General features: G+C 58.8%; 22 protein-coding genes. 11 read left to right on the top strand and 11 right to left on the bottom strand.

The annotated features are described in order from the left end of the window. The first annotated feature begins 40 nt into the window (after window positions 1–40). Both panC and panB read left to right on the top strand, forming a co-directional pair. Window positions 41–919: a pantoate--beta-alanine ligase gene (panC, locus tag AC5SEO_RS02135; protein WP_495363706.1), complete on the top strand. Its 879-nt coding sequence runs from the start codon at window positions 41–43 to the stop codon at window positions 917–919. Further along, window positions 916–1,755 carry a 3-methyl-2-oxobutanoate hydroxymethyltransferase gene (gene panB / locus AC5SEO_RS02130; protein WP_065687825.1) on the top strand — a complete coding sequence of 280 codons (840 nt, stop codon included), beginning with the start codon at window positions 916–918 and terminating at the stop codon, window positions 1,753–1,755. Before panC ends, panB begins: the two co-directional genes overlap by 4 nt. 201 nt (window positions 1,756–1,956) lie before the next feature. Here the strand turns inward: panB and rhaI are convergent, their stop codons facing one another. Both rhaI and AC5SEO_RS02120 read right to left on the bottom strand, forming a co-directional pair. Continuing rightward, window positions 1,957–3,249 (bottom strand): L-rhamnose catabolism isomerase, encoded by a 1,293-nt coding sequence (gene rhaI, locus AC5SEO_RS02125; protein WP_174068871.1) that lies wholly within the window; start codon window positions 3,247–3,249, stop codon window positions 1,957–1,959. Window positions 3,250–3,349: 100 nt separating this feature from the next. Continuing rightward, window positions 3,350–5,446 carry a bifunctional rhamnulose-1-phosphate aldolase/short-chain dehydrogenase gene (locus AC5SEO_RS02120; RefSeq protein ID WP_111789716.1) on the bottom strand — a complete coding sequence of 699 codons (2,097 nt, stop codon included), beginning with the start codon at window positions 5,444–5,446 and terminating at the stop codon, window positions 3,350–3,352. Between the two features lie 200 nt (window positions 5,447–5,646). Between AC5SEO_RS02120 and AC5SEO_RS02115 the strand changes: the two genes are divergently transcribed. The 7 genes from AC5SEO_RS02115 to AC5SEO_RS02085 all read left to right on the top strand — a co-directional run bounded on the left by AC5SEO_RS02115 (window position 5,647) and on the right by AC5SEO_RS02085 (window position 13,008). Continuing rightward, window positions 5,647–6,477 (top strand): DeoR/GlpR family DNA-binding transcription regulator, encoded by an 831-nt coding sequence (locus AC5SEO_RS02115; RefSeq protein ID WP_003511198.1) that lies wholly within the window; start codon window positions 5,647–5,649, stop codon window positions 6,475–6,477. Window positions 6,478–6,524: 47 nt separating this feature from the next. Beyond that, window positions 6,525–7,535: a rhamnose ABC transporter substrate-binding protein gene (gene rhaS, locus AC5SEO_RS02110; RefSeq protein WP_003511200.1), complete on the top strand. Its 1,011-nt coding sequence runs from the start codon at window positions 6,525–6,527 to the stop codon at window positions 7,533–7,535. Window positions 7,536–7,744: 209 nt separating this feature from the next. Beyond that, entirely contained in the window at window positions 7,745–9,280 is a 1,536-nt protein-coding gene (locus AC5SEO_RS02105) for a sugar ABC transporter ATP-binding protein (RefSeq protein ID WP_174068872.1), read from the top strand. Window positions 9,281–9,293: 13 nt separating this feature from the next. Then, the gene (locus AC5SEO_RS02100) at window positions 9,294–10,295 is read left to right on the top strand and encodes an ABC transporter permease (protein WP_019564797.1); all 1,002 of its coding nucleotides are present in this window, start codon (window positions 9,294–9,296) and stop codon (window positions 10,293–10,295) included. Beyond that, window positions 10,292–11,302, top strand: coding sequence for an ABC transporter permease (locus tag AC5SEO_RS02095; RefSeq protein WP_174068873.1), 1,011 nt, complete (start codon window positions 10,292–10,294; stop codon window positions 11,300–11,302). The genes AC5SEO_RS02100 and AC5SEO_RS02095 overlap by 4 nt, the downstream gene beginning before the upstream one ends. Before the next feature lie 3 nt (window positions 11,303–11,305). Beyond that, window positions 11,306–11,629, top strand: coding sequence for an L-rhamnose mutarotase (rhaM, locus tag AC5SEO_RS02090; RefSeq protein WP_003511206.1), 324 nt, complete (start codon window positions 11,306–11,308; stop codon window positions 11,627–11,629). Next, window positions 11,626–13,008: an FGGY-family carbohydrate kinase gene (locus AC5SEO_RS02085; RefSeq protein WP_174068874.1), complete on the top strand. Its 1,383-nt coding sequence runs from the start codon at window positions 11,626–11,628 to the stop codon at window positions 13,006–13,008. The genes rhaM and AC5SEO_RS02085 overlap by 4 nt, the downstream gene beginning before the upstream one ends. A 55-nt stretch (window positions 13,009–13,063) precedes the next feature. Here AC5SEO_RS02085 and AC5SEO_RS02080 read toward each other — a convergent pair whose 3' ends face one another. From AC5SEO_RS02080 to AC5SEO_RS02065, 4 genes are all read right to left on the bottom strand, one after another. After that, window positions 13,064–13,900, bottom strand: coding sequence for an alpha/beta fold hydrolase (locus tag AC5SEO_RS02080; protein WP_174068875.1), 837 nt, complete (start codon window positions 13,898–13,900; stop codon window positions 13,064–13,066). A gap of 335 nt (window positions 13,901–14,235) precedes the next feature. Continuing rightward, window positions 14,236–14,931, bottom strand: coding sequence for an FkbM family methyltransferase (locus AC5SEO_RS02075; protein WP_174068876.1), 696 nt, complete (start codon window positions 14,929–14,931; stop codon window positions 14,236–14,238). Window positions 14,932–15,095: 164 nt separating this feature from the next. Continuing rightward, window positions 15,096–17,018, bottom strand: a complete 1,923-nt coding sequence (locus AC5SEO_RS02070; RefSeq protein ID WP_236742517.1) for a putative bifunctional diguanylate cyclase/phosphodiesterase — start codon at window positions 17,016–17,018, stop codon at window positions 15,096–15,098. Window positions 17,019–17,039: 21 nt separating this feature from the next. After that, window positions 17,040–17,546 carry a putative pterin-binding protein gene (locus tag AC5SEO_RS02065; protein ID WP_003511212.1) on the bottom strand — a complete coding sequence of 169 codons (507 nt, stop codon included), beginning with the start codon at window positions 17,544–17,546 and terminating at the stop codon, window positions 17,040–17,042. A 625-nt stretch (window positions 17,547–18,171) separates the two neighbouring features. On the opposite strand from AC5SEO_RS02065, the gene AC5SEO_RS02060 reads away from it, so the two are divergent. Beyond that, window positions 18,172–19,608: an NAD-dependent succinate-semialdehyde dehydrogenase gene (locus AC5SEO_RS02060; RefSeq protein WP_003511213.1), complete on the top strand. Its 1,437-nt coding sequence runs from the start codon at window positions 18,172–18,174 to the stop codon at window positions 19,606–19,608. Between the two features lie 325 nt (window positions 19,609–19,933). Next, window positions 19,934–21,031 (top strand): DNA alkylation repair protein, encoded by a 1,098-nt coding sequence (locus AC5SEO_RS02055; protein WP_174060832.1) that lies wholly within the window; start codon window positions 19,934–19,936, stop codon window positions 21,029–21,031. An 18-nt stretch (window positions 21,032–21,049) separates the two neighbouring features. Here the strand turns inward: AC5SEO_RS02055 and AC5SEO_RS02050 are convergent, their stop codons facing one another. The 5 genes from AC5SEO_RS02050 to AC5SEO_RS02030 all read right to left on the bottom strand — a co-directional run bounded on the left by AC5SEO_RS02050 (window position 21,050) and on the right by AC5SEO_RS02030 (window position 26,099). Continuing rightward, window positions 21,050–22,075, bottom strand: coding sequence for a sulfate/molybdate ABC transporter ATP-binding protein (locus AC5SEO_RS02050; protein ID WP_003511215.1), 1,026 nt, complete (start codon window positions 22,073–22,075; stop codon window positions 21,050–21,052). A 5-nt stretch (window positions 22,076–22,080) separates the two neighbouring features. After that, entirely contained in the window at window positions 22,081–22,968 is an 888-nt protein-coding gene (gene cysW / locus AC5SEO_RS02045) for a sulfate ABC transporter permease subunit CysW (protein ID WP_112391299.1), read from the bottom strand. Between the two features lie 3 nt (window positions 22,969–22,971). Next, window positions 22,972–23,814 (bottom strand): sulfate ABC transporter permease subunit CysT, encoded by an 843-nt coding sequence (cysT, locus tag AC5SEO_RS02040; RefSeq protein ID WP_083211639.1) that lies wholly within the window; start codon window positions 23,812–23,814, stop codon window positions 22,972–22,974. A 54-nt stretch (window positions 23,815–23,868) separates the two neighbouring features. After that, window positions 23,869–24,855 (bottom strand): thiosulfate ABC transporter substrate-binding protein CysP, encoded by a 987-nt coding sequence (cysP, locus tag AC5SEO_RS02035; protein ID WP_013761718.1) that lies wholly within the window; start codon window positions 24,853–24,855, stop codon window positions 23,869–23,871. 173 nt (window positions 24,856–25,028) lie between these two features. Continuing rightward, entirely contained in the window at window positions 25,029–26,099 is a 1,071-nt protein-coding gene (locus AC5SEO_RS02030) for an enoyl-CoA hydratase/isomerase family protein (protein ID WP_174068877.1), read from the bottom strand. Window positions 26,100–26,226: the final 127 nt, after the last annotated feature.

Genomic DNA, 26,226 nt, shown 5'->3' with positions numbered 1-26,226 from the left:
CCTTTCGCCGGAGGGCGATCGGGGAGCCGGAGGAGAACCTATGCGCCTTGTAAAAACCGTCGCCGAGTTGCGCGGTCTGACCGCCAAGTTTCGTCGCGATGGCAAGACCGTCGGCTTCGTGCCGACCATGGGTTTTTTGCATATCGGCCATCTGACGCTGGTTGCCAGGGCGAAAGCGGAGAACGACGTGACGGTGGTCTCGATCTTCGTCAATCCGCTGCAATTTGGAGCCAATGAGGATCTTGCCCGTTACCCCCGCGATCTCGCCCGCGATAGCGCGCTGCTGGAAGAGGCAGGTGTCGACGTTCTTTTCGCACCCGAGGTTACGGAGATGTATCCGCGCCCGATGCAGACCGTGGTGGATGTGCCGGAACTGGGAAGCCAGTTGGAAGGTGCGGTACGGCCGGGGCATTTTGCCGGGGTTACGACTGTTGTCACCAAGCTTTTTAATCTCGTGCAGCCGGGTGCCGCCTATTTCGGTGAAAAGGACTACCAGCAGGTAACGCTGATCCGGCGCATGGTGGACGATCTCGCCCAGCCAGTCCGCGTCGTTCCCGTCGCCACCGTACGTGAGGCGGATGGGCTCGCCTGCTCCTCGCGCAATGTCTACCTGAGCCTTGAAGAGCGTGCCGCCGCCGTAATTGTGCCGCGCGCGCTTGATGAGGCCGAGCGGCTGTACGATGAGGGCTGCGACGACCCGGCCACTTTAGAAGCGGCGATAGAAAAATTCATCGCCAAGGAGAAGCTGGCGTTGCCCGAAGTCGTGGCGGTGCGCGATCCCGACACGCTGGCCCCCGTGGTTTCGCTGCAGGCGGGGCCTGTGCTGGTGGCACTGTTCGTGCGGGTCGGCAACACCCGCCTTCTCGACAACCGCGTCATCGGACGTGATAAAACCGGCAAACAGGAGGCTGCACGATGAGCACGCACGCGAAACAGAAGCGGCTGACGACAGCCTCCATCAAGCAAATGAAAGGCGGTGCGCGCATCGTCTGCCTCACCGCCTATACGACGCCGATTGCCCGCCTGCTCGATCCGCATTGCGACCTGCTGCTGGTTGGCGATTCAGTCGGCATGGTACTTTATGGCATGGACACGACGGTCGGCGTCACCCTGGATATGATGATCGCCCACGGCCGCGCCGTCATGCGTGGTGTGGAACACGCCTGCGTCATCGTCGATCTCCCCTTCGGGACCTATCAGGAATCAAAGGAACAGGCGTTCCGCAACGCAGTGCGACTGATGCAGGAAACCGGCTGTGATGGCGTGAAGCTGGAAGGCGGTGAGGAAATGGCCGAAACCATCGCCTTTCTCGTGGCGCGCGGCATTCCGGTGTTCGGCCATGTCGGGCTGATGCCGCAGCTGGTCCACACCGCCGGAGGTTTTCGCTCTCTTGGGCATTCAGATGCGGAAACGCAGAAAATCTGGCGCGATGCGATTGCGGTCGATCAGGCCGGTGCTTTCGCCATTGTCGTGGAAGGTACCGTCGAGCCGCTTGCGCGCGAATTGACCGAAAAACTCTCCGTCCCGACTGTCGGCATCGGCGCATCACCGGCCTGCGATGGGCAGGTGCTGGTTTCCGACGACATGCTCGGTCTCTTCACCGATTTCAAACCGAAATTCGTCAAACGTTTCGCCGATCTGGGTGCGACCGTTTCACAGGCAGCGGCAGGTTATGCCGAAGAGGTGCGCTCCGGTGCGTTTCCGGGGCCGGAGCATACGTTTCAGGTCCGCAGGCAATCGCCTTCCGGGGAGTGAGGGAACGGCGCAGAGGAGTTGGTGAGGTGGTGACGGACACCTTCACCTTCGTCACGCTCGGGCTTGTCCCGAGCATCTGCTACCTATCTATTTTGTGAAATGTCGGCAGATCCTCGGCACAAGGCCGAGGATGACGTCGCGTTTGCGGCAAGGTTTGTAAGTAGGCTCGGCTTCTCCGCCTGTCCCCTCAAACCCCAACCCCTAAACAATCCCGCCGCTGCCGCCGACCGAAGCCGGGCGTTCCGCCGCAACCCGTTTGCGATAACCACTCGCCCGGTAGGTGGCAACAGGATCGATCGCGCCGCCCGCCAACTGCCTTGCTTTAGCGAGAACCGGCTCGACATCGGTGCGATAGGCCCGTTTCAGCGTATCGGAGGCCATCAACGCATCGTTGTCTTGCTGGTAGCCATCCAAAGCCGCGCGATCCACCAGCAGCGCCTGCGCATAGGCGCGGCGGATTTCGTTGGCACTGGAAATCAGGCTTTCGATTGGGTCGGTCACATTGTGCGACTGGTCGATCATATGGGCGGGATGGAAGCCCTTCACGCCACGATGTTCGGCATCTACCAGCTCGTTGAAGACGAGGAACAGGCGGTAAGGCTCGATGGAGCCGACATCCAGATCGTCATCGCCATATTTCGAATCGTTGAAGTGGAAGCCACCGAGCTTGCCGAACTGGATGAGCCGGGAGACGATCATCTCGATATTGGTGTTCGGCGCATGGTGACCGAGATCAACGAGGCAGAACGCCTTTTCACCGAGCGTATTGGCGATGAGGTAGTTGGTGCCCCAATCCTGCACGACGGTGGAATAGAAAGCAGGCTCGAACATCTTGTGTTCGGAAAAGATGCGCCAGTCATCCGGCAGCGCCTTGTAGATATCGGCCATGGCCGCGAGATAGCGCTCGAAACTTCTGGTGAAATTGCTCTGGCCGGGGAAGTTGGAACCATCGCCCACCCACACCGTCAGCGCCTTGGAACCAATGGCTTTACCGATCTCGATACATTCGATGTTGTGCTCCACGGCTTGGCCCCGCGTTGCGGCATCGGTGTGGCTGAGCGAACCGTATTTGTAGGAATGGCTCTGATCCGGTGCATCCGAGAAGGTATTGGAATTCATGGCGTCGAAGCCGAGACCTAGCGTGTCGGCATGGTCCTTCAAACGCTTCGGGTCCTGCTTGTCCCACGGAATATGCAGGGAGACATTCGGGGTCGCCCGTGTCAGCTGGTTGATGACGGCGCAATCATCCAGCTTGTCAAAAATGCCGCGGGGCTCACCTTCGCCCGGAAAGCGGGCGAAACGGGTGCCGCCGGTGCCGACACCCCAGGATGGAACAGCGACGAAGAATTCCGCGACCTTGGCGGTGACAGCATCGATATCGATGTTGCGGCGCGCAAGCTGGTTGCCCAGCGCATCGTAGTCGTCCTTCAGCGCGGCGGCGCGCTTGTCGTTTTCGGCCGCGATCACATCGGCGGCGATTTTGGTGTCGGTCATCTCTTCCTCCCCGGAATCGGTCCAGTGCATGCTCGATCATCGCCCCCTCCGTCATTCCGGCATTCAGCCGGGATGACGGAGGTGAGACGTGCCGAAATTCCTACCGCGTAAAGCTCTGCGCATTGCCGGCATCGACATTGATGATATTGCCGGTTGATTTGGCCGACGCGTCGGACGCCAGGAAGTAGATCGCTTCGGCGATGTCTTCCGGGAACACATTGAGCTTCAGCATAGAGCGCTTGCGGTAATGTTCCTCCAGATCGGTCACCTCGATCTTCGACGAGGCCGCGCGCTGCTCGCGCCACTCGCCGTTCCAGATCTTCGAACCGCGCAGAACGGCATCGGGATTGACGGTGTTGACGCGAATGCCGGCTTCCGCCCCTTCCAGAGCAAGGCAACGGGCAAGATGGATTTCAGCCGCCTTGGCCGTGCAATAGGCAGAAGCATTGGGCGAAGAGGCAAGACCGTTTTTAGAGGCGACGAACACCACGTTACCGCCGAGATTTTGACGCCTGAGTAGCCGGAATGCTTCCCGCGACACGAGGAAATAACCCGTCGCGAGAATATCGATATTCTTGTTCCACATGGCAAGCGTCGTGTCTTCCACCGGTGCAGACGAGGCGATGCCGGCATTGGAGACGAGAATATCCACGCCGCCAAATTCCACGCTCGCTTCCGCAAAGGCGGAAATGACCGCGTCTTCCTGCGTCACATCCAGCTTGACGCTGCGCACCGCATCAGCACTGTAGCGCTTCGCGAAATCGCCCTTGGCCGCCTCCAGCGCCGCCTCGTCAATATCGGCGAGAACAACGCAGGCGCCCTCCGCTGCCAGCCTTTCCGCCGTCGCCCGGCCGATGCCGCCGGCGCCACCGGTGACAAAGGCCACGCGTCCGGCAAGGCTTTTCGGCTTCGGCATGCGCTGCAGCTTTGCCTCTTCCAGCAGCCAATATTCGATATCGAAGGCTTCCTGTTCGGGTAGGCCCTGATATTCGGACACGGTGGAAGCGCCGCGCATGACGTTGATGGCGTTGACGTAAAATTCACCGGCGATACGGGCGGTCGCCTTGTCCTTGGCGAAGGACAGCATGCCGACTCCGGGGATCAGGAAAATCACCGGGTTCGGGTCGCGCATATCAGGCGAATTATCATGGCGGCACGCCTCATAATATCTGACGTAGTCGGCGCGGTAGGCCTCTAGCGCCTTGTCGAGAGCGGCTGTCAGCGCATCCACATCGGGATTTGCTGTATCGAGATCGAGGATCAGCGGGCGGATTTTCGTGCGCAGGAAATGATCCGGGCAGGAGGTGCCGAGATTTCCGAGCGGCTTCAGATCCTTCGAATTGACGAATTCCAGAACCGCGTCCTGATCATCGAAATGGCCGAGCTTGCGCTCCTCGCGGCCGATCCGACCACGGATTTCCGGCATCAACCGCGCAGCAATCGCGCGGCGTTCGGCAAGTGGCAGGCTCCTGGCAACGGCACCGCCGAAAATCGTCTTGCCTTCGGTCTTGGCCGCAAACCATTCGATCGCCTTGTTGATGATGGCGAGCGTCAGTTCGTAACATGTCTTGGCGTCGTTATCCCAGGTGAACAGACCGTGGCTTTCCAGCACAACGCCCTTGGCCTCGGGGTTGGCTTTTACGAAAGCCTCGAGATCGAGACCCAGTTGGAAACCGGGACGGCGCCAGGGAAGCCAGCCGATGTCATCGCCAAAGATCTGCTGCGTCAGTTCTTTCGAATTTTTGGAGGCGGCAATCGCGATGATCGCATCCGGATGCATGTGATCGACATGATCAAAAGGCACGAAGCCGTGCAGCGGCGTATCGATGGAGGCGGCGCGTGGGTTGAGGTTGAAAGTGCAATGCGGCAGGAAGCCGACCATGCGGTCCTCATCCTCGACACCCTTGTAAATGCCCTTTAGCGCTTCCAGCTTGTCGAGATAAAGCGTCGCAAAACCATCGAGCTTGATGGTACCGACATCGCCGCCGGACCCTTTAACCCACATGACGCGGACTTTCTCGCCCGTCAGCGGATCGGTTTCGAGCACCTTCGCGGATGTGTTTCCGCCGCCGTAATTGGTGATGCGCTTGTCAGCGCCAAGCAGATTGGAGCGATAAAGCAGCTTGCCAGGCTCATCGAGCGTTTTGGCATAGGCATCGTCCCAACGGCTTTCGAGAAGGCGGGATTTTCCCGTCATGTCTTCCTCCCAAGTCAAGTCTGCATTCGCGGTGCCGATATCGGCCCGCCTCCGTTGACGGCAGATATCGCGCATACAAAAGCATAATGTCAATCAAAAACGATCATAAATTTTCATGTTGCAGCGCGATATTGATTAATTTGATCGTTCTTGATTGACAACGTAAAGAGATTGCGAATAATCACAATCAGGAGGACCACATGCACGAACGCGAACGCCATCGCATCATCTTGAGCGCCACACAGGAAAAAGCTGTCGTGACGGTGCAGGATATTGCCGAACTGACGGATGCGTCGGAAGCAACGATCCGCCGGGATATCGCGTCCCTGCATGTTCAGGGAAAGTTGCGACGCGTGCGTGGCGGTGCCGAAGCGGTGCATCCACCGCAGTTGGGTAATCTGGCCGCGCGACCGTTCCGCGTGTCCGAATCGGTCAACATCGACAAGAAACGCGCAATTGCGCGCAAGGCGGTTGATCTCTGTAATGACGGTGATGCGATCATCCTGAATGGTGGGACGACCACATTCCAGATGGTGCACTACATGGCGGCGCGCCGGCTGCAGGTGATGACCAATTCCTTCGCGATTGCGGAGCATCTGGTCAAACATTCCAAATGCAATGTCAGCGTGCCGGGTGGCGCGATCTATCGCGATCAAAGCCTCATCCTGTCGCCCTTCGAAAACGATGCCATCCGCAATTTTTACGCAAGACGAATTTTTCTCGGCGCGCAGGGCATCGGCGCACTCGGCATCATGGAATCGGACGCGCTGGTGATCCAGAGCGAGCAGAAGCTGATGCGGCAGGCGGAAGAGCTGATCGTGATGGTCGATTCCTCGAAATTCAAAAAACGATCCAGCCTGATTTTATGCCCACTCGAAAACGTCTCGACCATCATCACCGATGACGGGATTTCGGATGAGGCGGCGCGGATGGTTGAAAATGCCGGCGTCGAATTGCTGATCGCCGGCGCAGCGGGGGATGGCAAGATAGCCAACCCGCCTGATGAGGAGGATTCCTCTTCGGTCGCTTGAGGAAGCACCAAGAGAGGAACAGGTTCAAAAACGGGAGGAAAAGGAACATGAAACTTACACGCAGAACATTGACGAGCGTCCTCGCACTTAGCGCGGCGCTCTCCGTCGCGGGTCTTGGCGGCGTTGCCCAGGCAGCCGATGTGAAGATCGCGCTGGTGGTCAAATCACTTGGCAATGGCTTTTTCGAAGCCGCCAACAAGGGCGCGCAGGAGGCTGCAAAAGACCTCGGTGGCGTCGAGATCATCTATACGGGCCCGACCAGCACCACTGCGGAAGGCCAGATCGAGGTCATCAATTCGCTGATCGCGCAGGGCGTGGATGCCATCGCAATTTCCGCCAATGACCCGGACGCCGTGGTTCCGGCGCTGAAAAAGGCGGCGCAGCGCGGCATCAAGGTCATCTCCTGGGATTCCGGCGTGGCACCTGAAGGCCGCATTCTGCAGCTCAACCCCTCGTCCAACGCGCTGATCGGCAAGATGTGCCTGCAGCTTGCCGCATCGCACCTGGAAGGCGGCAAGGGCGATTTCGCCATCCTTTCTGCGACCACCACCTCCACGAACCAGAATATCTGGATCGATGAGATGAAGAAGCAGTTGAAGGACTTCCCCGGCCTCAACCTCGTTACCACCGTTTATGGTGACGACCTTGCCGACAAGAGCTACCGCGAAGCACAGGGCCTGCTTTCCTCCCATCCTGATGTGAAGGTCATCGTCGCACCGACGACGGTTGGCGTTCTTGCGGCCTCTCAGGCCGTGAAGGATGCGGGCAAGATCGGCAAGGTCTTTGTGACGGGCCTTGGCCTGCCCTCGGAGATGGCTGGCGCCATCAAATCAGGCGCAACCAAGGAATTCGCCATCTGGAACCCGATCGACCTCGGTTATTCCGCCACCCAGATTGCCTACCGCCTTGTGAAGGGTGAAGCAGACGGCAAGCCGGGCTCGGAAATCGAAGCCGGCCGCATGGGCAAGATCAAGGTTGGCGAAAATAGCGAAGCGGCCATGGCTGATCCCTTCATTTATGACGCCAAGAACATCGATCAGTTCTCGAAGATTTTCTGATCTGAATAATTTCCGGCAGTGCGAAGGCTAACCCCCTTTGTCCTGCCGGACATCTCCCCCTCAAGGGGAGAGATCGATATGCCGCACCCGCTCGTTCCATAGGCAGGGTGTATCCGCTTGCCGATCTCCCCCCCTTGTGGGGGAGATGCCCGGCAGGGCAGAGGGGGGTGCCTCTCGCCGCTTCACTCAAAACCAACCGGTAAGACGGAATGATGCGTGCTGAAACCAAAATCTTAGACGTTACCGAGACTTCCAGCGCGACGCCCATTCTGGAAATGCGCGGCATCAGCCAGATATTCCCCGGCGTGAAGGCGCTGGATGGCGTCGATATCGCGCTTTATCCCGGCAAGGTCACGGCGCTGATCGGCGAGAACGGTGCTGGAAAATCCACGCTCGTCAAAATTCTCACCGGAATCTACCGCCCGAATGAAGGGGAAATCCTTCTCGATGGCCGGCCCGTCACCTTTCACGGCGCACAGGATGCCATCGATGCCGGCGTGACCGCCATTCATCAGGAAACCGTGCTGTTCGACGAGCTTTCCGTGGGAGAGAACATCTTCCTCGGTCATGCGCCCAAAGGCCGTTTCGGCCTCATTGACTGGAAGACCATCAATGCGCGCGCCGGGGTCCTGCTTGAACAGCTCGAAAGCACCATCGATCCGTCCATTCGGCTGAAGGACCTTTCCATCGCGCAGCGCCACCTCGTGGCAATCGCCAGAGCGCTTTCCGTCGAGGCACGCATCGTCATCATGGACGAACCGACAGCCGCCCTTTCCCGCAAGGAAATCGATGATCTGTTCCGCATCGTTGAAAACCTGAAGCGGCAGGGCAAGGCCATCCTGTTCATCAGCCACAAGTTCGATGAAGTATATGAAATCGCTGAAAATTACGCCGTATTCCGGGACGGAAAGATGGTCGGCGCGGGTAATCTCGCCGCCACCCCGCAGGACGAGATCGTGCGCCTGATGGTTGGCCGCGACGTCACGAACGCCTTTCCGAAACAGGCGGTCGCACTCGGCCCGACGGTTCTTTCGGTCCAGAATTATTCACACCAGACGGAATTTCGCGATATTTCTCTCGATCTGCGCAAAGGCGAAATTCTTGGCCTTTATGGGCTGATCGGCGCCGGGCGGTCGGAACTGTGCCAGTCGCTTTTCGGCATCACGCGCCCAGCCTCAGGACAGATTACCCTCAACGGCCAACCGCTCGTCATCCGTTCGCCGGAGGATGCGATCCGCGCCGGTATCGTTTATGTGCCGGAAGAGCGTGGACGGCATGGGCTGGCGCTGGACATGCCGATCTACCAGAACATGTCGTTGCCCTCTCTTGCCCGCACCTCTCGCAAGGGCTTTCTCGCCGCCGCAAACGAATTTGCTCTGGCGCGCAAATATGCCGCACGCCTCGACCTGCGCGCCGCCGCCCTGTCCGTGCCCGTAGGCACGCTTTCCGGCGGCAACCAGCAGAAGGTGGTGATCGGCAAATGGCTCGCCACGCAGCCGAAAGTCATTATTCTCGATGAACCCACCAAGGGCATCGATATCGGCTCCAAGGCCGCCGTGCACGGCTTCATCAGCGAGCTGGCGGCCGAAGGTCTCTCCATCATCATGATTTCATCTGAACTTCCCGAAATTCTCGGCATGTCCGACCGCGCCATCGTTATGCGCGAAGGCCTGATGGCAGGTCTGTTCGAACGCGCCGATTTTTCTCCGGAAAAGCTGGTGCGCGCCGCCACCGGCAACGCCTGAGAGGGGCAAAACCATGCAACGTTTTCTCAAAAATCGCGAATGGCTGCTGGCGGGCATCATCGTCATCATGATCGCAGGCTTTGCGCTGCGCGCGCCCGGTTTCGGCAAGCCGGCCAATCTCGTCAATATCTTCAACGATACCTCCATCCTCATCATCCTGGCGCTTGGCCAGATGGCGGTCATTCTCACCAAATCCATCGATCTTTCGGTTGCCGCCAACCTCGCCTTCACCGGCATGGCAGTGGCGATGACCAATGCCGCCTTCCCGGGAATTCCACTGCCGCTTCTCATCGCCATGGCGGTCGGCATCGGCGCGTTTCTGGGATCGATCAACGGCATTCTCGTCTGGTGGCTCGGCATTCCGCCCATCGTCGTCACGCTCGGCACGCTCACCATCTATCGCGGCATGGCCTTCGTGCTGTCGGGCGGCGGCTGGGTGAATGCGCACCAGCTTTCGCCGACTTTTCTCAACGTGCCGCGCACCATGATCCTCGGCATGCCGGTTTTATCCTGGGTCGCCATCCTCATCATCGCCGGTGCCTGGCTGGTGCTCAGCCGGACCTCTTTCGGCCGCTCCGCCTACGCTTCCGGCGGTAATCCGGGCGCTGCGGTCTATGCCGGCATCGATGTCGGCCGCACGCGCTTTCTGGCTTTCGTTCTGTCGGGTGCACTGGCAGGACTTGCGAGCTATCTCTGGGTGTCGCGTTATGCCGTTGCCTATGTGGATATCGCCGCCGGTTTCGAACTGGATAGCGTGGCGGCAAATGTGATTGGCGGCATCTCCATTGCCGGCGGCATTGGCTCGGTGGCAGGCGCTGTGCTCGGCGCACTGTTTCTCGGCGTCATCAAGAACGCCCTGCCCGTCATCGGCATTTCTCCCTTCGCGCAAATGGCGATTTCCGGCGTGGTTATCGTGCTCGCCGTCGTCTTCAACGCCCGCGCCGAAGCTCGAAAAGGGCGCATCATCCTGCGCGACCGGGCGGCAAGCGATCAGGCCAAGGAGGCCGCAGCATGAGTACGAATTCTCAACCGGCGCAGAAGCCACGCATCATTCCAGACAAGCTCGGCACGCCGTTGCGCCGTCTTCTGGCGAGCTGGGAAGTGCTGCTGCTCGGCGTCGCGATCCTCATCTTCATCGCCAACTCGTTTGCCTCGCCCTATTTCCTCAATGCCTGGAACCTGTCCGACGCGACCTTTAACTTCACCGAAAAGGCGATCATCGCCTTTGCGATGGCGCTTCTGATCATCGCTGGCGAGATTGATCTCTCAGTCGCCGCCATCATCGCTCTCGCCTCCACCGCAATGGGTGCGGCGGTGCAGATGGGTGTCGGCACGCCGGGGCTCGTCGCCATCGGCATCGGAACCGGGCTACTCTGCGGGGCGTTCAACGGCTTTCTCGTCGCTGGCCTCAAACTGCCATCCATCGTCGTCACCATCGGTACGATGAGCCTGTTTCGCGGTATTTCCTATATGGTGCTGGGTGACCAGGCATATGGCAAATATCCGGCGGATTTCGCCTATTTCGGTCAGGGTTACGTGTACTCGGTCATCTCCTTCGAATTCGTGCTGTTCCTCGCCATGGCCGTCATCTTCGCCATTCTGCTGCACGCCACCAATTTCGGCCGGCAGGTCTACGTGATCGGCAACAATCCGTTTGCCGCCCGTTTTTCCGGTATCCCCGTCGAGCGGGTGAAATTCATCCTCTTCCTTTTGACCGGCCTGATGAGCGGCATCGCCGCCATCTGCCTCACCTCGCGGCTCGGTTCCACCCGCCCCTCGATTGCTCAAGGCTGGGAGCTTGAAGTCGTGACCATGGTGGTGCTCGGCGGCGTGTCCATTCTCGGCGGCTCCGGCACCATTGCAGGTGTCGTCATCGCTGCCTTCGTCATGGGCCTCGTCACCTTCGGCCTCGGTCTTCTGAACGTGCCTGGCATCGTCATGTCGATCTTCGTCGGCCTGCTTTTGATCATCACCATCGCCATACCCATCGTTGTGCGCCGCCTTCGCGCCATCAGAGGCTAAGCCATGCCGGAATTAGAAAAACACGCTTTCAAGATGAAACTCTTCGCCGGCAAGCAAGCCGAATATAGACGGCGCCATGACGAGATATGGCCGGAACTGGTTGCTCTACTGCACGAAGCGGGTGTGAGCGACTATTCAATCCACCTCGACCCGGAAACCGACATCCTGTTCGGCGTGCTGACCCGCCCGAAGAACCACGGCATGGCAGCATTGCCCGAGCATCCCGTGATGAAGAAATGGTGGGCGCATATGGCTGACATCATGGAAAGCAACCCCGATAATTCGCCTGTCGCGACTGACCTTGTGACGGTGTTCCACCTGCCATGAATGACATGACAAAGCCACGCCGCGTCGCGGTCATCGATATAGGCAAGACAAATGCCAAGGTCGTTGTCATCGAGACCCAAAACGGCGAAGAGATAACCGGTGACAGACGTTCCAACCCTGTCCTTCGTGACGGCATCTATCCGCATTACGATGTGGAGATGCTCTGGAGCTTCATTCTCACCTCTCTGCGGCGGTTCGCGGAAGAGCCGGGTTTCGATGCGATTTCCATCACGACCCATGGCGCGTCTGCCGCACTTCTTGACGAAAACGGCGATCTTGCCATGCCTGTGCTGGATTACGAGCACAGCTACCCCGCAAGCGTTACGGACGCCTATCTCCGCATCAGGCCAGATTTTGCTGAAACCGGCTCGCCCTCGCTTCCAGCCGGATTGAACCTTGGCGCACAAATCCATTTCCAGAAAACCGCCTTTCCGCAAGAATTCGCTGGGGTGCGCAGCATCGTCACCTACGCGCAATATTGGGCGGGGCGGCTGACCGGCGTTCAGGCCACCGAGACGACCTCGCTCGGTTGCCATACGGATTTGTGGAATCCGCGGCTGAAGGCGTTTTCATCGCTGGTCGAGGGCTTGGGTATTGCGCACTTGATGGCGCCGGTGCGCTCCGCCTTCGATGTACTCGGGCCAGTACGCGAATCGGTGGCGCTGGAAACCGGGCTTTCGGTGGATATATCGGTCTATTGCGGCATCCATGATTCCAACGCCTCGCTACTGCCGCATCTGCTGCGGCGGCAGGGTGATTTTTCGGTCGTCTCCACCGGCACCTGGGTGGTGAATTTCGCCATCGGCGGTACGGCGGAGACGCTGGATCCCGCCCGTGATACGCTTTTGAATGTCGATGCCCTCGGGCGTCCCGTTCCCTCCTCCCGCTTCATGGGCGGCAGGGAATATGAAATGCTGAAGCAACAATTCGGGCCTGCTCCGGACGAAGAAACCGAAGCCGCTCTCGGCGGCGTGCTCACCAGAGGCATGATGCTGTTGCCCAGCGTCGTCAGCGGTTCCGGCCCCTTCCCCGGCAAAACAGCGCGCTGGATTGCCGACGACAATGCCACTGTTGCTGAACGGCACGCGGCAGCGGCGCTTTATCTCGCCCTGATGACGGAGTTCAGCCTATCGCTGATCGGGCGGAAAGGCCCGATACTGGTCGAAGGGCCATTCGCCAGCAATGCGCTTTATCTCAAGGCGCTGGCAGGTTTTGCCGAAACTGAGGTCATCGCCGTCAGCGGTTCCACAGGCACCAGTGCCGGGGCAGCACTCCTCACCGGTATCAAACCACTTGCCGGTCGCGAGCGCCATTTCGCTCCCGATGCCATTGCAGGGCTTCCCGCCTATCGCAGCGAATGGCAGGCCCGTCTGGCTTGACGCAAGACGACAAAATGCGGCCGGGTATCCAGCCGCATTACGTTTTGCAAAAGGATCAAGCCTTGATGAAGGCCAGGAGATCGGCGTTGAGCACGTCTGCATTGATGGTCAGCATGCCGTGCGAGAAGCCGGGATAGGTCTTCAGCGTACCGCTTTTCAGGAGCTTCACCGATTTCAGCGCAGAGTCCGCAATCGGCACGATCTGGTCATCTTCACCGTGCAGCACGAGTGTAGGCACGCTGATGGCCTTCAGGTCTTCGGTCTGGTCGGTTTCCGAGAATGCCTTGATGCCATCGTAATGCGCCTTGGCACTGCCCATCATACCCTGCCGCCACCAGTTCTGGATCACGCCTTCCTGAACGGTCGCTCCATCGCGGTTGAAGCCGTAGAACGGGCCGGAGGGCACATCGCGGAAGAACTGCGCGCGGTTTGCGGCAAGTGCTGAACGGAAGCCGTCAAAAACCTCCATCGGCAGGCCCTCGGGGTTGGCCTCGGTCTTGAGCATCAGCGGCGGCACGGCGGAAACCAGAACGGCCTTCGCGACGCGGCCTGCGGGTTCACCGTGTCTGGCAACATAACGCGCCACTTCGCCACCGCCGGTGGAATGGCCGATATGCACGGCATTTTTCAGGTCCAGCGCTTCTGCAACCGCAAAGGCGTCTGCGGCATAATGGTCCATATCGTGACCTTCGGAAACCTGCGCGGAGCGGCCGTGACCACGGCGATCATGGGCGACGACACGATATCCTTTCGAGAGGAAAAACAGCATCTGTCCATCCCAGTCGTCGGAGCTGAGTGGCCAGCCGTGGTGAAACACGATGGGCTGAGCATCCTTCGGGCCCCAGTCCTTGTAGAAGATGTCTGTTCCATCTGTCGTCTTAACAAAGCCCATGATCGTTTCTCCTTCGGTTGCGTTGGCATCTTCCGGTGCGATCTATGTTGTGCGCCGGTTTGATGGAGGGATGATGACGCAGGAAAACATCCGCAACAATTGCAACAATAATTCTGAATGAATTGCTGATCTGGTAATAATGGCCGTGCCGCCCGCTGTCTTACGCCCCGGTACCGGCGCTAAACGGCACCGCGACCGAAAAGTTGCGACAGAAGACGCAAACGGATTGAAATCACCAACCGGATAAGTTGCGTTTTAAATTGTAATCAACGGCGGAAGGGCGCGGTCGCGACTGCACACCGCCGGAAACGAAACTCGCTAAGTTGTTCGAACTCTCAATCCACGTCGGGATCGTATTCCCTCGGGCTGTCGTCCTTGGAAAACAACACGCAAGGGCCGCGTGAACCGCGTGGATCATAGGCGTATCCCTTGGCGGTCAGTGCCTGCATGATGTCGCGAACACCTTCGAGGCCATAAAGGTGATCGTGCAGCTCGACGAATATCCGCTCCACGCCAGCAAGCTCGGCATTGCCGAGCAGATCGCGTTCCGCGCCCTCGATATCCATCACGAGCGCCGTGATGCCCCGGCTGGCGACAAACGCATCGATATTCTCGGACGAGATTTCGATGCGCCTTTCATAAGGACCCTGATTTTCGTCCATGGACGACATCCAGAGATCCTTGCGGACATAGAAGGGATAGGTACGCGGCTCGTCGGCCGTGAGAAGTCCTTGGGAAAACACGACATTGCCACGGCAATTTGCCTTGATCACCCGTTCCGCCAGTGCCGCTGTGGACGGATTGGCCTCGAATGCCCAAACGGAAACATCCTGAATACCGGCAATGATCGAGGTTATGATGCCGATGCCGGACCCCAGTTCCAATACGCGGTCGCCGGGCTTGATGGCTTTCAGGACGCTGCGGGCCTCTTTCGCCTCATAGCTGCCCTCGGTCAGCGCCTGCCATATGACGGGCGATACCTCATCGGAAGAAAGAGGCAGGGCTACTCCATGCACATCCAGAATTTCCATATTTCCCAAGCCCTTTCTCAAAACCCGGTCTCGTCAACAGAACGATCCCGCATAGACCGCGAATGCTCTACAGTATCGGTGCGACAACCGGTATTGGTTTTCGCCGTCAACGATGTATCCCACTGAAATTTAACATGGCTTGCCCTGTTCGAAAGCAAACCCGTTCAAACGGAACTCCAGGCCACCAGCTCCTTGGCCGGCAACGGCCTGCTGATCAGATAGCCCTGTACCAGATCGCATCCCAGACGTTTGACCAGCTCATATTGCTCCTCCGTCTCGATGCCTTCGGCGATGGTGGTCATTCGAAGGCTCCGCCCGACGCCGACCACGAATTCGACGATCGCCAGCGCGTCGCGGTCGCTGGTGATATCGCGCAGGAATGACCGGTCGATCTTGATCTTGTCGAACGGCACGCCGCGCAAATTCGCAAGCGAGGAGTAACCGGTGCCGAAATCGTCCATGGCGATCTGGATGCCGACGGCCTTCAGCCGCGTCAGCGTGTTGATCGTCTGGTCGCTCTTGTTCAGCAGGATCGATTCGGTGATCTCAAGCTCGAGCCGGCTCGGCTCCAGCCCGCTTTTATCAAGGGCACCCATCACGTTCTGAATGAGGTTGGTACTGTGGAACTGAACCGGCGAGAGATTGACCGCCACCTTCATGTCCTCATCCCATCGCATCGCCTCGCGGCAGGCAGTCTCCATCACCCATTTTCCGAGCGAATGGATAAGGCCGGTTCGTTCCGCAACGGGAATGAACACGCTGGGCGGAACATCGCCGCGCACTGGATGTTTCCAGCGCAAAAGTGCCTCGAAGCCACAAAGCTTGCGGGTCTGCGTCGCCACCTGCGGCTGGTAATAGACCTCCATCTCGTCGTTCTGCAGCGCCGTCTGCAGATCGGCCTCGAAGGATTTCTTTTCGGTCAGCTGCTTTTGCATGCGGACTTTGAAAACACTCGCCCGGCCAGGGCCGATGGCCTTGGCTTCATAAAGCGCCAGATCCGCGCGCTTGAACAATTCATCCGCATCGACGGTACCATGCGATATGGCGATGCCGATGCAGGTGCCGATTTTCACCTCCTGCTCGCCGAGCTGGTAGGTCCGGCTGATCTGCTCGATAAGCTTGGAGGCGAGACGGCGCGCCGTGTCCTCATTGAGATCATCTGACACGACAGCGAATTCATCGCCGCCAAGGCGGCAAACCATGTCGTAATCACCGCCGATCCCCGAAAGGCGCTGTGCCACGGCCTGAAGCAAGGCGTCGCCCGAATCGTGGCCAAGCGTGTCGTTGACGTCCTTGAACCCATCGAGATCAAGCAGAAGAATGGCCGTCGTTCCATTGCCGCCGAAAGAGCGGCGCAACCGCTCGATAAGTTCCTGCCGGAACAGCGAGCGGTTCGGAAGGCCCGTCAGCGCATCATGATAGGCATCATGCTCCAGCCGGACATTCTTGGCCTGCAATTCAAGCGTGGCGGCGCGCAGATCATCGGTCAGCCCGCGCATGCTTTTCTGCGCGCGGTTCAACAGATCGTTCTGGCGAAGCAGCAATATCACCAGCGCGATGCCGCACAGGATCAATCCGCCCGCAAGCGCGGTGTAGACGATATGCAGCTTGCGCACGTCCTCATGGGCCGTATCGATCAGATTGACGTCATAGGCGACCGACGACGAAGCCAGCGTCGTCATCGGCGCATCGAGCGAGCTCATCTCGGAGAGCAGATCCGGAACATCCCTTGGCTCCAGGGTGTTCATCTGCTGTTCCAGGCGGGCTAGAACCGCGTCAAGGCGGGTTACGAGATCCCGCCATTGCTGTTTTTCATTGATGAAAGCGCCGAGGTTACCCTGCTTCAAGAGCTCCAGGCGACTTAGCATGATGTCCATGCGCAGCTGCAATTCGTCCCGGTCTATGACACCGGGACTGAGCGCAAAAACGGCCAATTTGTTCTGAAGGCGGAGATACTCCGCCACGGTCTGACTGACCGCCCACGAATCGTTATAGCGGGCAAATTTCTGCAGAGCGGTCTGACGCTCGGCAATGACGAAAGCGATATAGCCCGTTGCCAGGACGAAGCAACAGATGATCACCGCCACAAGTTTTCGCAAACGGCACCTTTATTCCACTATCAATTTGGCAACTTGCCATGCGGACCGCGAATAATAGGTCTGCTTCTGCAATTCCGGGTCGCTATCATAGGGATAGATGACAAACAGCGGACCCTTTTCGCGAACTGTCATGTAGTTTCCATCCAGCTTGATCGCGAGGATAACGTTAAATTTCTTAAAATCCTCAACCGGTATGGTGCTCACATAATCGTTGAGTGCAACTGCCGTTACGCTGGTGCCTTTTGCGCCGACGAGATCCATCAACTTTGCCAGTGACACGCCGTCGAAACGAACGCGGCCATCGTGCCAGGGCGTCGTGGTCTCCACCGTCACCATGCCCAATCCCTCCAGCATGTCGCGATCGAATACCGCAGCGCCATCGGCATTGGTGTTGGTGATGTTTCCGGAGATGGTCAATATCGGCTTGCCTTGCGGCTTGGCGATCGTCCCGGCCTCGGCACAGGAAAGCCACATGAGCGACAGAAACGCACTGAGAAGTACCCGGGCGAAACTCATACTCTTTCTCCATCTAGCGTTCAGGTCGAGGGGTTTTCGCCAACCTCTGAGGGTCAAGGGAACCGACGCTCGCAATATATATCAGGAATGAATGTTATATCCTTAGTGAGATTTTATCCGTATTTTCTCTAGGTTTTGAGTAAACCGTTTGGATAATTTTTCCGTCTTATTGTACTTTTTTACACTTCACGCCCTGTTATGACGCAAGCAACACTACAAGTTACGTCTTCGTATCAATCCGTCTGGTGCGACAAAGGCCAAATTGCGGCATATGCGTGATTGCTTAACAACAGCAACACATGATTCGCGCGTATCGGACAAGACCAATGCGCGTTCGGCATCCGCCTGCCTGTCAGGCAGGAAAGCCGAGAGACAAGTTCCGCATCACAGAAAAATCATGGCGATTGCCAGAGCGAACGGTTGAAACATACCGTACGCAACTTAATATAAGAGCTGTCATTTCCGTTTCCGGCATTTTCAGCTTCCTCTTGCCGGAAATGCCCAGACGCCCGTTCCGCGCAGCGCAAGCGGCGATACCGGATATAGTCCGGTCAGGAAAATTCTGTTCACGTCTCCGGGCTGGACGGCACCCTGCCGTATCGGCCGCATCATGAAGGTAGTCCCTATGCACACCTATCCCGACATCAAACTTCTCATTGATGGCGAATGGCGAGACGCCGTTTCCGGCAAGACGATCGCCGTATCCGACCCTGCGACCGACGAAATCATCGGCGCGATCGCCCATGCCGAAAAGGCGGACCTCGATCTGGCACTTGCCGCCGCCGAGCGTGGCTTCAAGGTCTGGCGCGACACCTCGCCCTTCGAGCGTTCCAAGATCATGCGCAGGGCAGCCGATATCCTGCGCGAGCGCAAGGACAAGATCGCCTATATAATGACCCGCGAGCAGGGCAAGCCGCTGTCGCAATCGGCAACCGAAATCATGGGCGCCGCCGATACCATCGACTGGTTCGCCGAAGAAGCACGTCGCACCTACGGCCAGGTCATCCCGGCGCGCGCAACCGGCGTTTCCCAGCTTGCCATCAAGCTGCCGGTTGGTCCCGTCGCGGCGTTTACGCCATGGAACTTCCCGATCAACCAGATCGTCCGCAAGCTTTCGGCTGCCCTTGCCACGGGCTGCTCCATCATCGTCAAGGCCCCGGAAGAAACACCGGCATCGCCGGCGGAACTGATTCGAGCGTTTGTGGATGCGGGCGTGCCGGCGGGTGTCATCGGTCTCGTTTACGGCGTGCCATCCGAGATTTCGGAATATCTGATCCCGCATCCGGTCATCCGCAAGATTTCCTTCACCGGCTCCACGCCGATCGGCAAACATCTGGCAGCGCTTGCCGGCAAGCACATGAAGCGCGCCACGATGGAACTCGGCGGTCATGCGCCAGTGATGATCTTTGACGATGCCGATATCGAAAAAGCGATCGAGGTGACCTCGCTTGCCAAGTTCCGCAATGCCGGTCAGGTCTGCGTCGCTCCCACCCGCTTCCTCGTGCAGGACGGTGTGGCGGATCGCTTCCTTGAAGGTTTCGTGGAAGCCACGAAGGCGATCAAGGTCGGCAACGGCCTGGAAGAAGGTGTCGTCATGGGGCCGCTCGCCAATGAGCGCCGCATCCCAGCGCTGGAAGGCCTGATCAACGACGCCGTTTCCCATGGCGCGGAACTGAAGACCGGTGGCCGCCGCATCGGCAACAAGGGCAACTTCTTCGAGCCCACGGTGCTCGCCAACGTGCCAGTGACAGCCAAGATCATGAACGACGAGCCCTTCGGTCCCGTCGCCATCATCAACCGCTTCTCGACGTTCGATGATGCCATCAACGAAGCGAACCGCCTGCCTTTTGGCCTCGCATCCTACGCCTTTACCAGCTCGGTCAAGACAGCGCATGCGCTCGGCCACCAGGTCGAGGCGGGCATGCTGACCATCAACCACAACGGCCTTGCGCTTCCCGAAGTCCCCTTCGGCGGCGTCAAGGATTCCGGTTATGGCACGGAAGGCGGCTCGGAGGCGGTTCAGGCCTATCTGGAGACGAAATTCGTCAGCCAGATGAGCTGAAGCTTTGGATGCAAGCTCAGGGCGGGTGACAATATCCGCCCTGAACCTGAATTTGGCGAACTCGGAATCTCTACGCGTCGTCACCCCGGACTAGATCCGGGGTCCAGCGCGATCAAGTCATTGACCGCAAAAGACTATTCACCGCGCAGGCGCCCAGTGGCCGGATGCCGGATGCCGGATCAAGCCCGGAATGACGGAGTGAAAGGCCTTCGTCAATCTGTGAAGAAGCAAGATCTGCTATGTCTTTTCTTCGGTAGTACCACCTTCCCTTGCCTCCGTCCTCATCATGCCCTAAAAGAACAAAAAGTGAACTTTGAGAGGCCCTATGAGCGAGACAGCTGCACCCGCGTTGAAGGAAATCTTCAACCACGAAAAACTGCGACACATCGCCGATCAGACCAAAGCCGTTCATGCGCCTTTCGATGTGCCCGCCTTCATGGCGCTTGCCACGACAAATCTAGAAGCGCTGGGCATCATGCAGCGCATGCGGCAGGTGGCGACCAGCCTGCACGCCACGCTTCCCGGCGACTATGCCCGCAACATCGAAATTCTGACAGCCGCAGCACCCGGGATAGGCAACGGTTTCGCGTCCATTTCGCTGCCAGAATATGTGGCGCTTTACGGTCTCGACGATTTCGATCTTTCCATGCAGGCGCTGCAATATTTCACCCGTTTCGGCTCCTCGGAATTTGCCATCCGCCATTTCCTGCAAAGGGATCTGGCCCGAACACTTGCCGTGATGGAAACATGGTCGCGACATGACAACGAGCATGTGCGAAGGCTGGCGAGCGAAGGCTGCCGGCCGCGCCTGCCTTGGTCGTTCCAGCTCAAAGCCCTGATCGATGATCCCTCACCGGTCACCGCGATCCTTGATGCCATGAAAGCTGACGAGGCGCTTTACGTGCGCAAATCCGTCGCCAATCATCTGAACGACATCACCAAGGACAATCCCGCTTTCGTGCTGGCGCTCATCGACACATGGCCGAAGGAAAACCCGCATACACGCTGGATCGTGCGGCAGGCCTTGCGCACTCTGGTCAAGAAAGGCGACGCTGCCGCACTCGCCCATTTGGGCGCCCATAAGGAGGCTCAGATCGCACTTTCGGCGTTTCAGGTTTCTCCTGAAAAGGTCGCTCTTGGTAATCCGGTGCGGATTTCAGCTTCTTTCACCTCGACGGCAGAAAGCCCGCAGAAGCTGGTGATCGATTATGCCGTGCATTACGTGAAAAAGAGCGGTGACGCCTCCGCGAAAGTCTTCAAGTGGAAAGAAATCGAGTTGCAGCCGGGCGAAACATGCGCGCTCTCGATAAGCCGCGCCATGCGTGATTTCACCACCCGCAAGCACTATGCGGGTGTTCACAAGGTTGACCTGATGGTCAATGGCAGGCTGGCGGCCGAGGCCTCTTTCGAACTGCTGATATGAAGCTGGCGAGAGCGTCCCTCAAGCCGCCGGGAAAATCTTCGCACGGCGGATGATGACGGAACCGCGATCGCCTGCCGCGACATCATTTTCCGGCGGCACGTCGAATTCCAGGAGATCGCCGCCATCTGTGCTGGCAATCACCCGCCGCTCGCCTGCCCGGTCGAGAACCCGCGAAACCGAGGCTGGAATGCCCTCGTGCAGATCTTCCCATTCCAGGTCGGAGGGACGGGCATAGATCTCGACGGCGCCATCCGCCTGACCGTAGGAGAAAGGTAGTTCGTTGTCACCGACATAGACCTTGCCGCCGCGCGCCACGCCGGACACACGGTTGGCATCGCCGAGAAAGCGCATGACGAAGGCGCTGTTCGGCTGGCGGCAGACTTCCTTCGGCGTGCCCTGCTGCACGATCTCGCCCTGATTGAGGATGACGACGCGGTCAGCGAGATCCAGTGCCTCTTCCTGATCATGAGTCACGAAAATCGTGGTAATGCCCAGCGCACCGTGAATTTCACGCAGCCAGCGGCGCAGGTCGCGGCGCACATTGGCATCCAGCGCGCCGAAGGGCTCATCCAGTAGAAGCACTTTGGGATCGACCGAAAGCGCACGGGCCAGCGCCACACGCTGCCGCTGCCCACCGGAAATCTGCGCCGGGAACCGGTCGCCCAGACCGTCAAGCTTGACCAGGTTCAACAGTTCCCTGACCCGCGCATCGATCGCGGCCTTGTCGCGCTTCACCTTCGACACCTTCATGCCGAACGCGATGTTTTCATGCAGCGTCATATGCGGAAAAAGTGCGTAGTGCTGGAACACGAAACCGACGCCGCGATCGCGCACCGGAATATTGGTGGCGTCTTCGTCTCCAAAAAAGATGCGGCCGCCATCGCTATATTCGAGACCGGCGACCATGCGCAGGATCGTCGTCTTGCCTGAACCGGAGGGGCCGAGCAGCGCCAGAAGCTCGCCACTTTCAATATCGAGCGAAACATCGCGCACCGCGCGGAAGGTATCGAAAGTCTTCACCACATTTTCGAGGCGGATTTTCATGGGAATCAGGTCTCCGTGGCGATGGCGGCACCGTCGTTGGTCTTCTTGGCCCCGCGCCCGGCGCCGCGCCCTTCCAGCGCCACCTTGGCGATGATGGTGATGACGGCGAGCAGAGCGAGGATGGAGGCCGACGCAAAGGCGCCGGCCGTCTGGTAATCATGGTAGAGCAGCTCGATATGCAGCGGCAGCGTGTTGGTCTGGCCGCGAATATTACCTGACACGACCGACACCGCGCCAAATTCACCCATGACGCGGGCGTTGCACAGAACGACGCCGTAGAGCAGCGCCCATTTGATATTCGGTAGCGTCACCGAAAAGAAGGTGCGCCAGCCGGATGCGCCAAGCGAGGTGGCCGCCTCCTCCAGATCGCGGCCCTGCGCCTGCATCAATGGGATCAGCTCGCGCGCCACGAAGGGTGCCGTGACGAACATCGACGCGATGACGATGCCGGGTAGTGCGAAGAGTATCTTGATATTGTGCGCATCGAGGAACGGCCCAAACAGCCCCTGCAGCCCATAAACGAAGAGATAGGCGACACCGGCAACGATCGGCGAGATAGAGAAGGGTATCTCGATCAGCACCAGCAGGAAGCGCCGGCCGGGAAAATCGAATTTGGTGATCGCCCATGCGGCCGCGACGCCGAAGGCCGTGTTGATCGGCACGGCAATCAGCGCCGTCAGCACCGTCAGCATGATGGCATGGCGGGTATCGGGGTGGGTAATGGTGGCTGAGTAAACCTTCCAGCCCTGCGAAAAAGCCTCGACCCCGATGATGGTGAGAGGAGCGACAACCAGGAACGCGCCGATGACGAGCACAAAAGCGATCAGGCTGCGGCGAACCCAGGGCGCGTCACCGACGCGCGGTGGCTTGCGATGCGAGGAAATGGCGCTCATGTCTCAGCTCCTCACCGTATAACGAAGCGCACGCGCCTGCAGGTAATTGGTCACCGCCAACATCACGAAGGCCGCGATGAGCAGCACGGAGGCGATGGCGGCCGCGGCCTGATAATCATATTCCTCCAGCCGGATGAAGATCAGCAGTGCGGTGATTTCCGTCGAGAACGGCTGGTTGCCGGCAATGAAGATGATGGCGCCAAACTCGCCGAGGCTGCGCGCGAAAGACAGCGAGAGACCGGCCAGCAGAGCTGGCGTCAGAAGCGGCAGGATGACCTTGCGGAAGATTTCGAGATCGGAACCGCCGAGCGATTGCGCCGCCTCCTCCAATGCCGGATCGAGGTCTTCGAGCACCGGCTGCACGGTGCGCACGATGAAGGGTAGACTGGTAAAGGCCATCGCCACCATGATGCCGAGCGGCGTATAGGCAACCTTGATGCCGAATTGCGCAAGCACCGAGCCGAACCAGCCGTTACCCGCAAACAGCGTCGTCAGCGCAATGCCGGCAACGGCGGTGGGAAGCGCAAAAGGCAGATCGACAATGGCATCGACAAGGCGCCAGCCAGGGAAACGGTAACGCGTCAGCACCCAGGCGAGCGCCAGTCCGAAAACGACGTTGAACAAGGTCGCGGCCAGCGCGCAGAGCACGGTGACCCGATAACTTGCGACGGCGCGCGGCGAAGAGATAATGGCCCAGTATTCGGCAGGGCCAAGGCTCGCCGCCTTGAACACCAGCGCCGAGAGCGGCAGAAGCACGATGATGGCGACGTAAGTGAGGGTAACGCCGAGGGACAATTTAAGCCCCGGCAGAACATTCCGCTTCAAACCCCGCCCCCAATTCATCATAAAGCGACCCGGCAGTTTCCCGCCGGGTCTTTTACCTGTTGCATATCGTCGTGATTAACGGCTGCCGTAGAGCGTATCAAGCGTCGCGCCGGACGCAAAATGCTCTTTCTGGATTTTATTCCAGCCGCCGAAGACGTCATTGACGTTGACGAGGCGAATGGCCGGGAACTTGTCCTTGAACTCGCCGACAACCTTTTCGTTGTGAACGCGATGGCCGAATTCGGCAGCAATGCGCTGGCCCTCTTCGGTGTAGAGGAAATCGAGGTAGCTCTTCGCCAGCTCGCGCGAGCCGCGCTTGTCGACCACCTTGTCCACCACGGCGACCGGGAATTCGGCGAGCAGGCTGACGGAAGGCACCACGCCCTCAACCTTGTCGGCGCCATATTGCTTGGCAATGCCGCGGGTCTCGGCTTCGAAGGTGATCAGCACGTCGCCGATTTCACGTTCCACGAAGGTGGTGGTGGCGGCGCGGCCTCCGGTGTCGAAAACAGGGGTGTTGTCGAAGATTTTCTTGACGAATTCCTGAACCTTCTTCTCGTCGCCGTTGAACTTCTCCTTGGCATAGGCCGTGGCGGCGAGATAGGTGTAACGGGCGTTACCCGAGGTCTTCGGATTGGGGAAAACCACCTTCACGTCGTCACGGGCAAGATCGTCCCAGTCCTTGATGTGCTTGGGATTACCGGCACGCACGAGGAAGGACGGGAAGGAATAGAACGGCGAGGCGTCGTTTGCGAAATCCTTCTGCCAGTCGGCGGAAACGAAACCCTGCTTCACCAGAAAATCGACATCCGTTACCTGGTTGAAGGTGACGACATCAGCTTCCAGACCCTCAACGATGGCACGCGCCTGCTTGGAGGTGCCGGCGTGCGACTGATCAACCGTGATACCCGGATGCAGCTTGATGAAAGCTTCGTTCTCGGCTGCGAAAACCTCACGGGCAACATCGTAGGAGGCGTTGAGAATGGTGGTCGGAGACTGCGCCTGCGCCGCACCTGCAAAAAGAGCGGCAATGGCAGTGCCGATGATGAGAAGACGTTTCATGAATACCCCCGGAAAATCGAATGGTCGTCAACATAACGGGGGGCGACAACGCCTGCGAGCAACAGCCGTGCGTTAAGCAGAAGGGTACTAGAAATTTCACCCAAGCAACAGCGATTCAAAAGGTGATGATTTCATATATCTCCGCAAGCCGGATTTCTTTTGCGTTGCGCAATCTAAAGGCGGTGCTCCGGAAAGAGATTACCGGAATGTTTGGTAAAATATGGTAGAAGGTCTTCTTCACGCACCTCTTCCAGCTGTGTTGGTCGCCAGCGCGGATTGCGGTCCTTGTCGACCAGGGCCGCACGCACGCCCTCATAAAAATCATGACCCCGCAATATCTCCGTGCCGGCGGCAAATTCCCGTTCGAGGCATTCGATGAGGCTGGCGCTTTCCCGCCCCAGGCGCAGCAGCTTCAGGGTTAGTTTGAGACTGGTAGGGGAGCGTTTTTTGAGAATTTCCAGAGTCTCGCGCGAAAACGTATCGTCACGCTCCGAAAGTGCTGCGAAAATCTCCTCGACCGTGTCGAAACGGAATGCCGCGTCGATGATCTCACGGTGTGCCGACAGGACCCCCTCACCAGCTTCGACGGCATAAGTTCCGATTACCGCCTCGACACCATCAGGATCGAGCGCTTGTGATAGATTCTGCACCAAATCTGTAAGGCGCGCAGAAGGGACGAAATAATCGGCAAAACCGGCATAGATCGCATCGGCAGCAGTGACCGCATTGCCTGTCAGCCCCAGCCAGGTGCCACATTCGCCCGGCGCTCTGGGCAAAAGCCAGGAACCGCCGACGTCAGGGAAATAGCCGATACCGGTTTCCGGCATGGCAAGCTTCGTCCGCTCGGTGACGATGCGGTGGCTGGCATGGGCGGAAATGCCGACGCCGCCACCCATGACGATGCCGTCCATCAACGCGACATAAGGTTTACCAAAGCGGGCAATACGATAATTCAGCGGAAACTCTTCGCGCCAGAAATTCAGCACCTGCGGATCGCCCGCTTTGCCGAGATCGTGAATGATGCGAACGTCACCCCCCGCACAGAGCCCCCTGTCGCCTTCTCCTGTCAGCACCACGCAGGAAACGTCAGGGTCATCCTCGAAACGGTGAAGCGCCTGGAGCATGGCACGAACCATCGGCAGCGTCAGGCTGTTGATGGCTTTCGGACGGTTCAGGTGGATGATGCCCGCCCCTACCCGTCTCTCGATGACGACCTGCGTCTCCGCTTCCGTTGCAACTTCCAAGGTCGCCTCCTCCGCTACCGTTCACCAGCCCATCTTGGAGGTCCGGGCGCGATCACGCAACGTTGATCTTGTCCTTCAGGAACGTCTTTCGCTCAAACCGCTTTCACCCGCGTAAAATGCCTGAAAT

The organism is Agrobacterium sp. K11 (assembly GCF_059429395.1).
This window is presented reverse-complemented; position numbering and strand designations above follow the sequence as displayed.

What these genes read in the sequence shown, in the direction of transcription:
- panC (WP_495363706.1), top strand. Translation starts at nt 41, where the DNA reads ATGCGCCTTGTAAAAACCGTCGCCGAGTTGCGCGGTCTGACCGCCAAG.
- panB (WP_065687825.1), top strand. Translation starts at nt 916, where the DNA reads ATGAGCACGCACGCGAAACAGAAGCGGCTGACGACAGCCTCCATCAAG.
- rhaI (WP_174068871.1), bottom strand. Translation starts at nt 3,249, where the DNA reads ATGACCGACACCAAAATCGCCGCCGATGTGATCGCGGCCGAAAACGAC.
- AC5SEO_RS02120 (WP_111789716.1), bottom strand. Translation starts at nt 5,446, where the DNA reads ATGACGGGAAAATCCCGCCTTCTCGAAAGCCGTTGGGACGATGCCTAT.
- AC5SEO_RS02115 (WP_003511198.1), top strand. Translation starts at nt 5,647, where the DNA reads ATGCACGAACGCGAACGCCATCGCATCATCTTGAGCGCCACACAGGAA.
- rhaS (WP_003511200.1), top strand. Translation starts at nt 6,525, where the DNA reads ATGAAACTTACACGCAGAACATTGACGAGCGTCCTCGCACTTAGCGCG.
- AC5SEO_RS02105 (WP_174068872.1), top strand. Translation starts at nt 7,745, where the DNA reads ATGATGCGTGCTGAAACCAAAATCTTAGACGTTACCGAGACTTCCAGC.
- AC5SEO_RS02100 (WP_019564797.1), top strand. Translation starts at nt 9,294, where the DNA reads ATGCAACGTTTTCTCAAAAATCGCGAATGGCTGCTGGCGGGCATCATC.
- AC5SEO_RS02095 (WP_174068873.1), top strand. Translation starts at nt 10,292, where the DNA reads ATGAGTACGAATTCTCAACCGGCGCAGAAGCCACGCATCATTCCAGAC.
- rhaM (WP_003511206.1), top strand. Translation starts at nt 11,306, where the DNA reads ATGCCGGAATTAGAAAAACACGCTTTCAAGATGAAACTCTTCGCCGGC.
- AC5SEO_RS02085 (WP_174068874.1), top strand. Translation starts at nt 11,626, where the DNA reads ATGAATGACATGACAAAGCCACGCCGCGTCGCGGTCATCGATATAGGC.
- AC5SEO_RS02080 (WP_174068875.1), bottom strand. Translation starts at nt 13,900, where the DNA reads ATGGGCTTTGTTAAGACGACAGATGGAACAGACATCTTCTACAAGGAC.
- AC5SEO_RS02075 (WP_174068876.1), bottom strand. Translation starts at nt 14,931, where the DNA reads ATGGAAATTCTGGATGTGCATGGAGTAGCCCTGCCTCTTTCTTCCGAT.
- AC5SEO_RS02065 (WP_003511212.1), bottom strand. Translation starts at nt 17,546, where the DNA reads ATGAGTTTCGCCCGGGTACTTCTCAGTGCGTTTCTGTCGCTCATGTGG.
- AC5SEO_RS02060 (WP_003511213.1), top strand. Translation starts at nt 18,172, where the DNA reads ATGCACACCTATCCCGACATCAAACTTCTCATTGATGGCGAATGGCGA.
- AC5SEO_RS02055 (WP_174060832.1), top strand. Translation starts at nt 19,934, where the DNA reads ATGAGCGAGACAGCTGCACCCGCGTTGAAGGAAATCTTCAACCACGAA.
- AC5SEO_RS02050 (WP_003511215.1), bottom strand. Translation starts at nt 22,075, where the DNA reads ATGAAAATCCGCCTCGAAAATGTGGTGAAGACTTTCGATACCTTCCGC.
- cysW (WP_112391299.1), bottom strand. Translation starts at nt 22,968, where the DNA reads ATGAGCGCCATTTCCTCGCATCGCAAGCCACCGCGCGTCGGTGACGCG.
- cysT (WP_083211639.1), bottom strand. Translation starts at nt 23,814, where the DNA reads ATGATGAATTGGGGGCGGGGTTTGAAGCGGAATGTTCTGCCGGGGCTT.
- cysP (WP_013761718.1), bottom strand. Translation starts at nt 24,855, where the DNA reads ATGAAACGTCTTCTCATCATCGGCACTGCCATTGCCGCTCTTTTTGCA.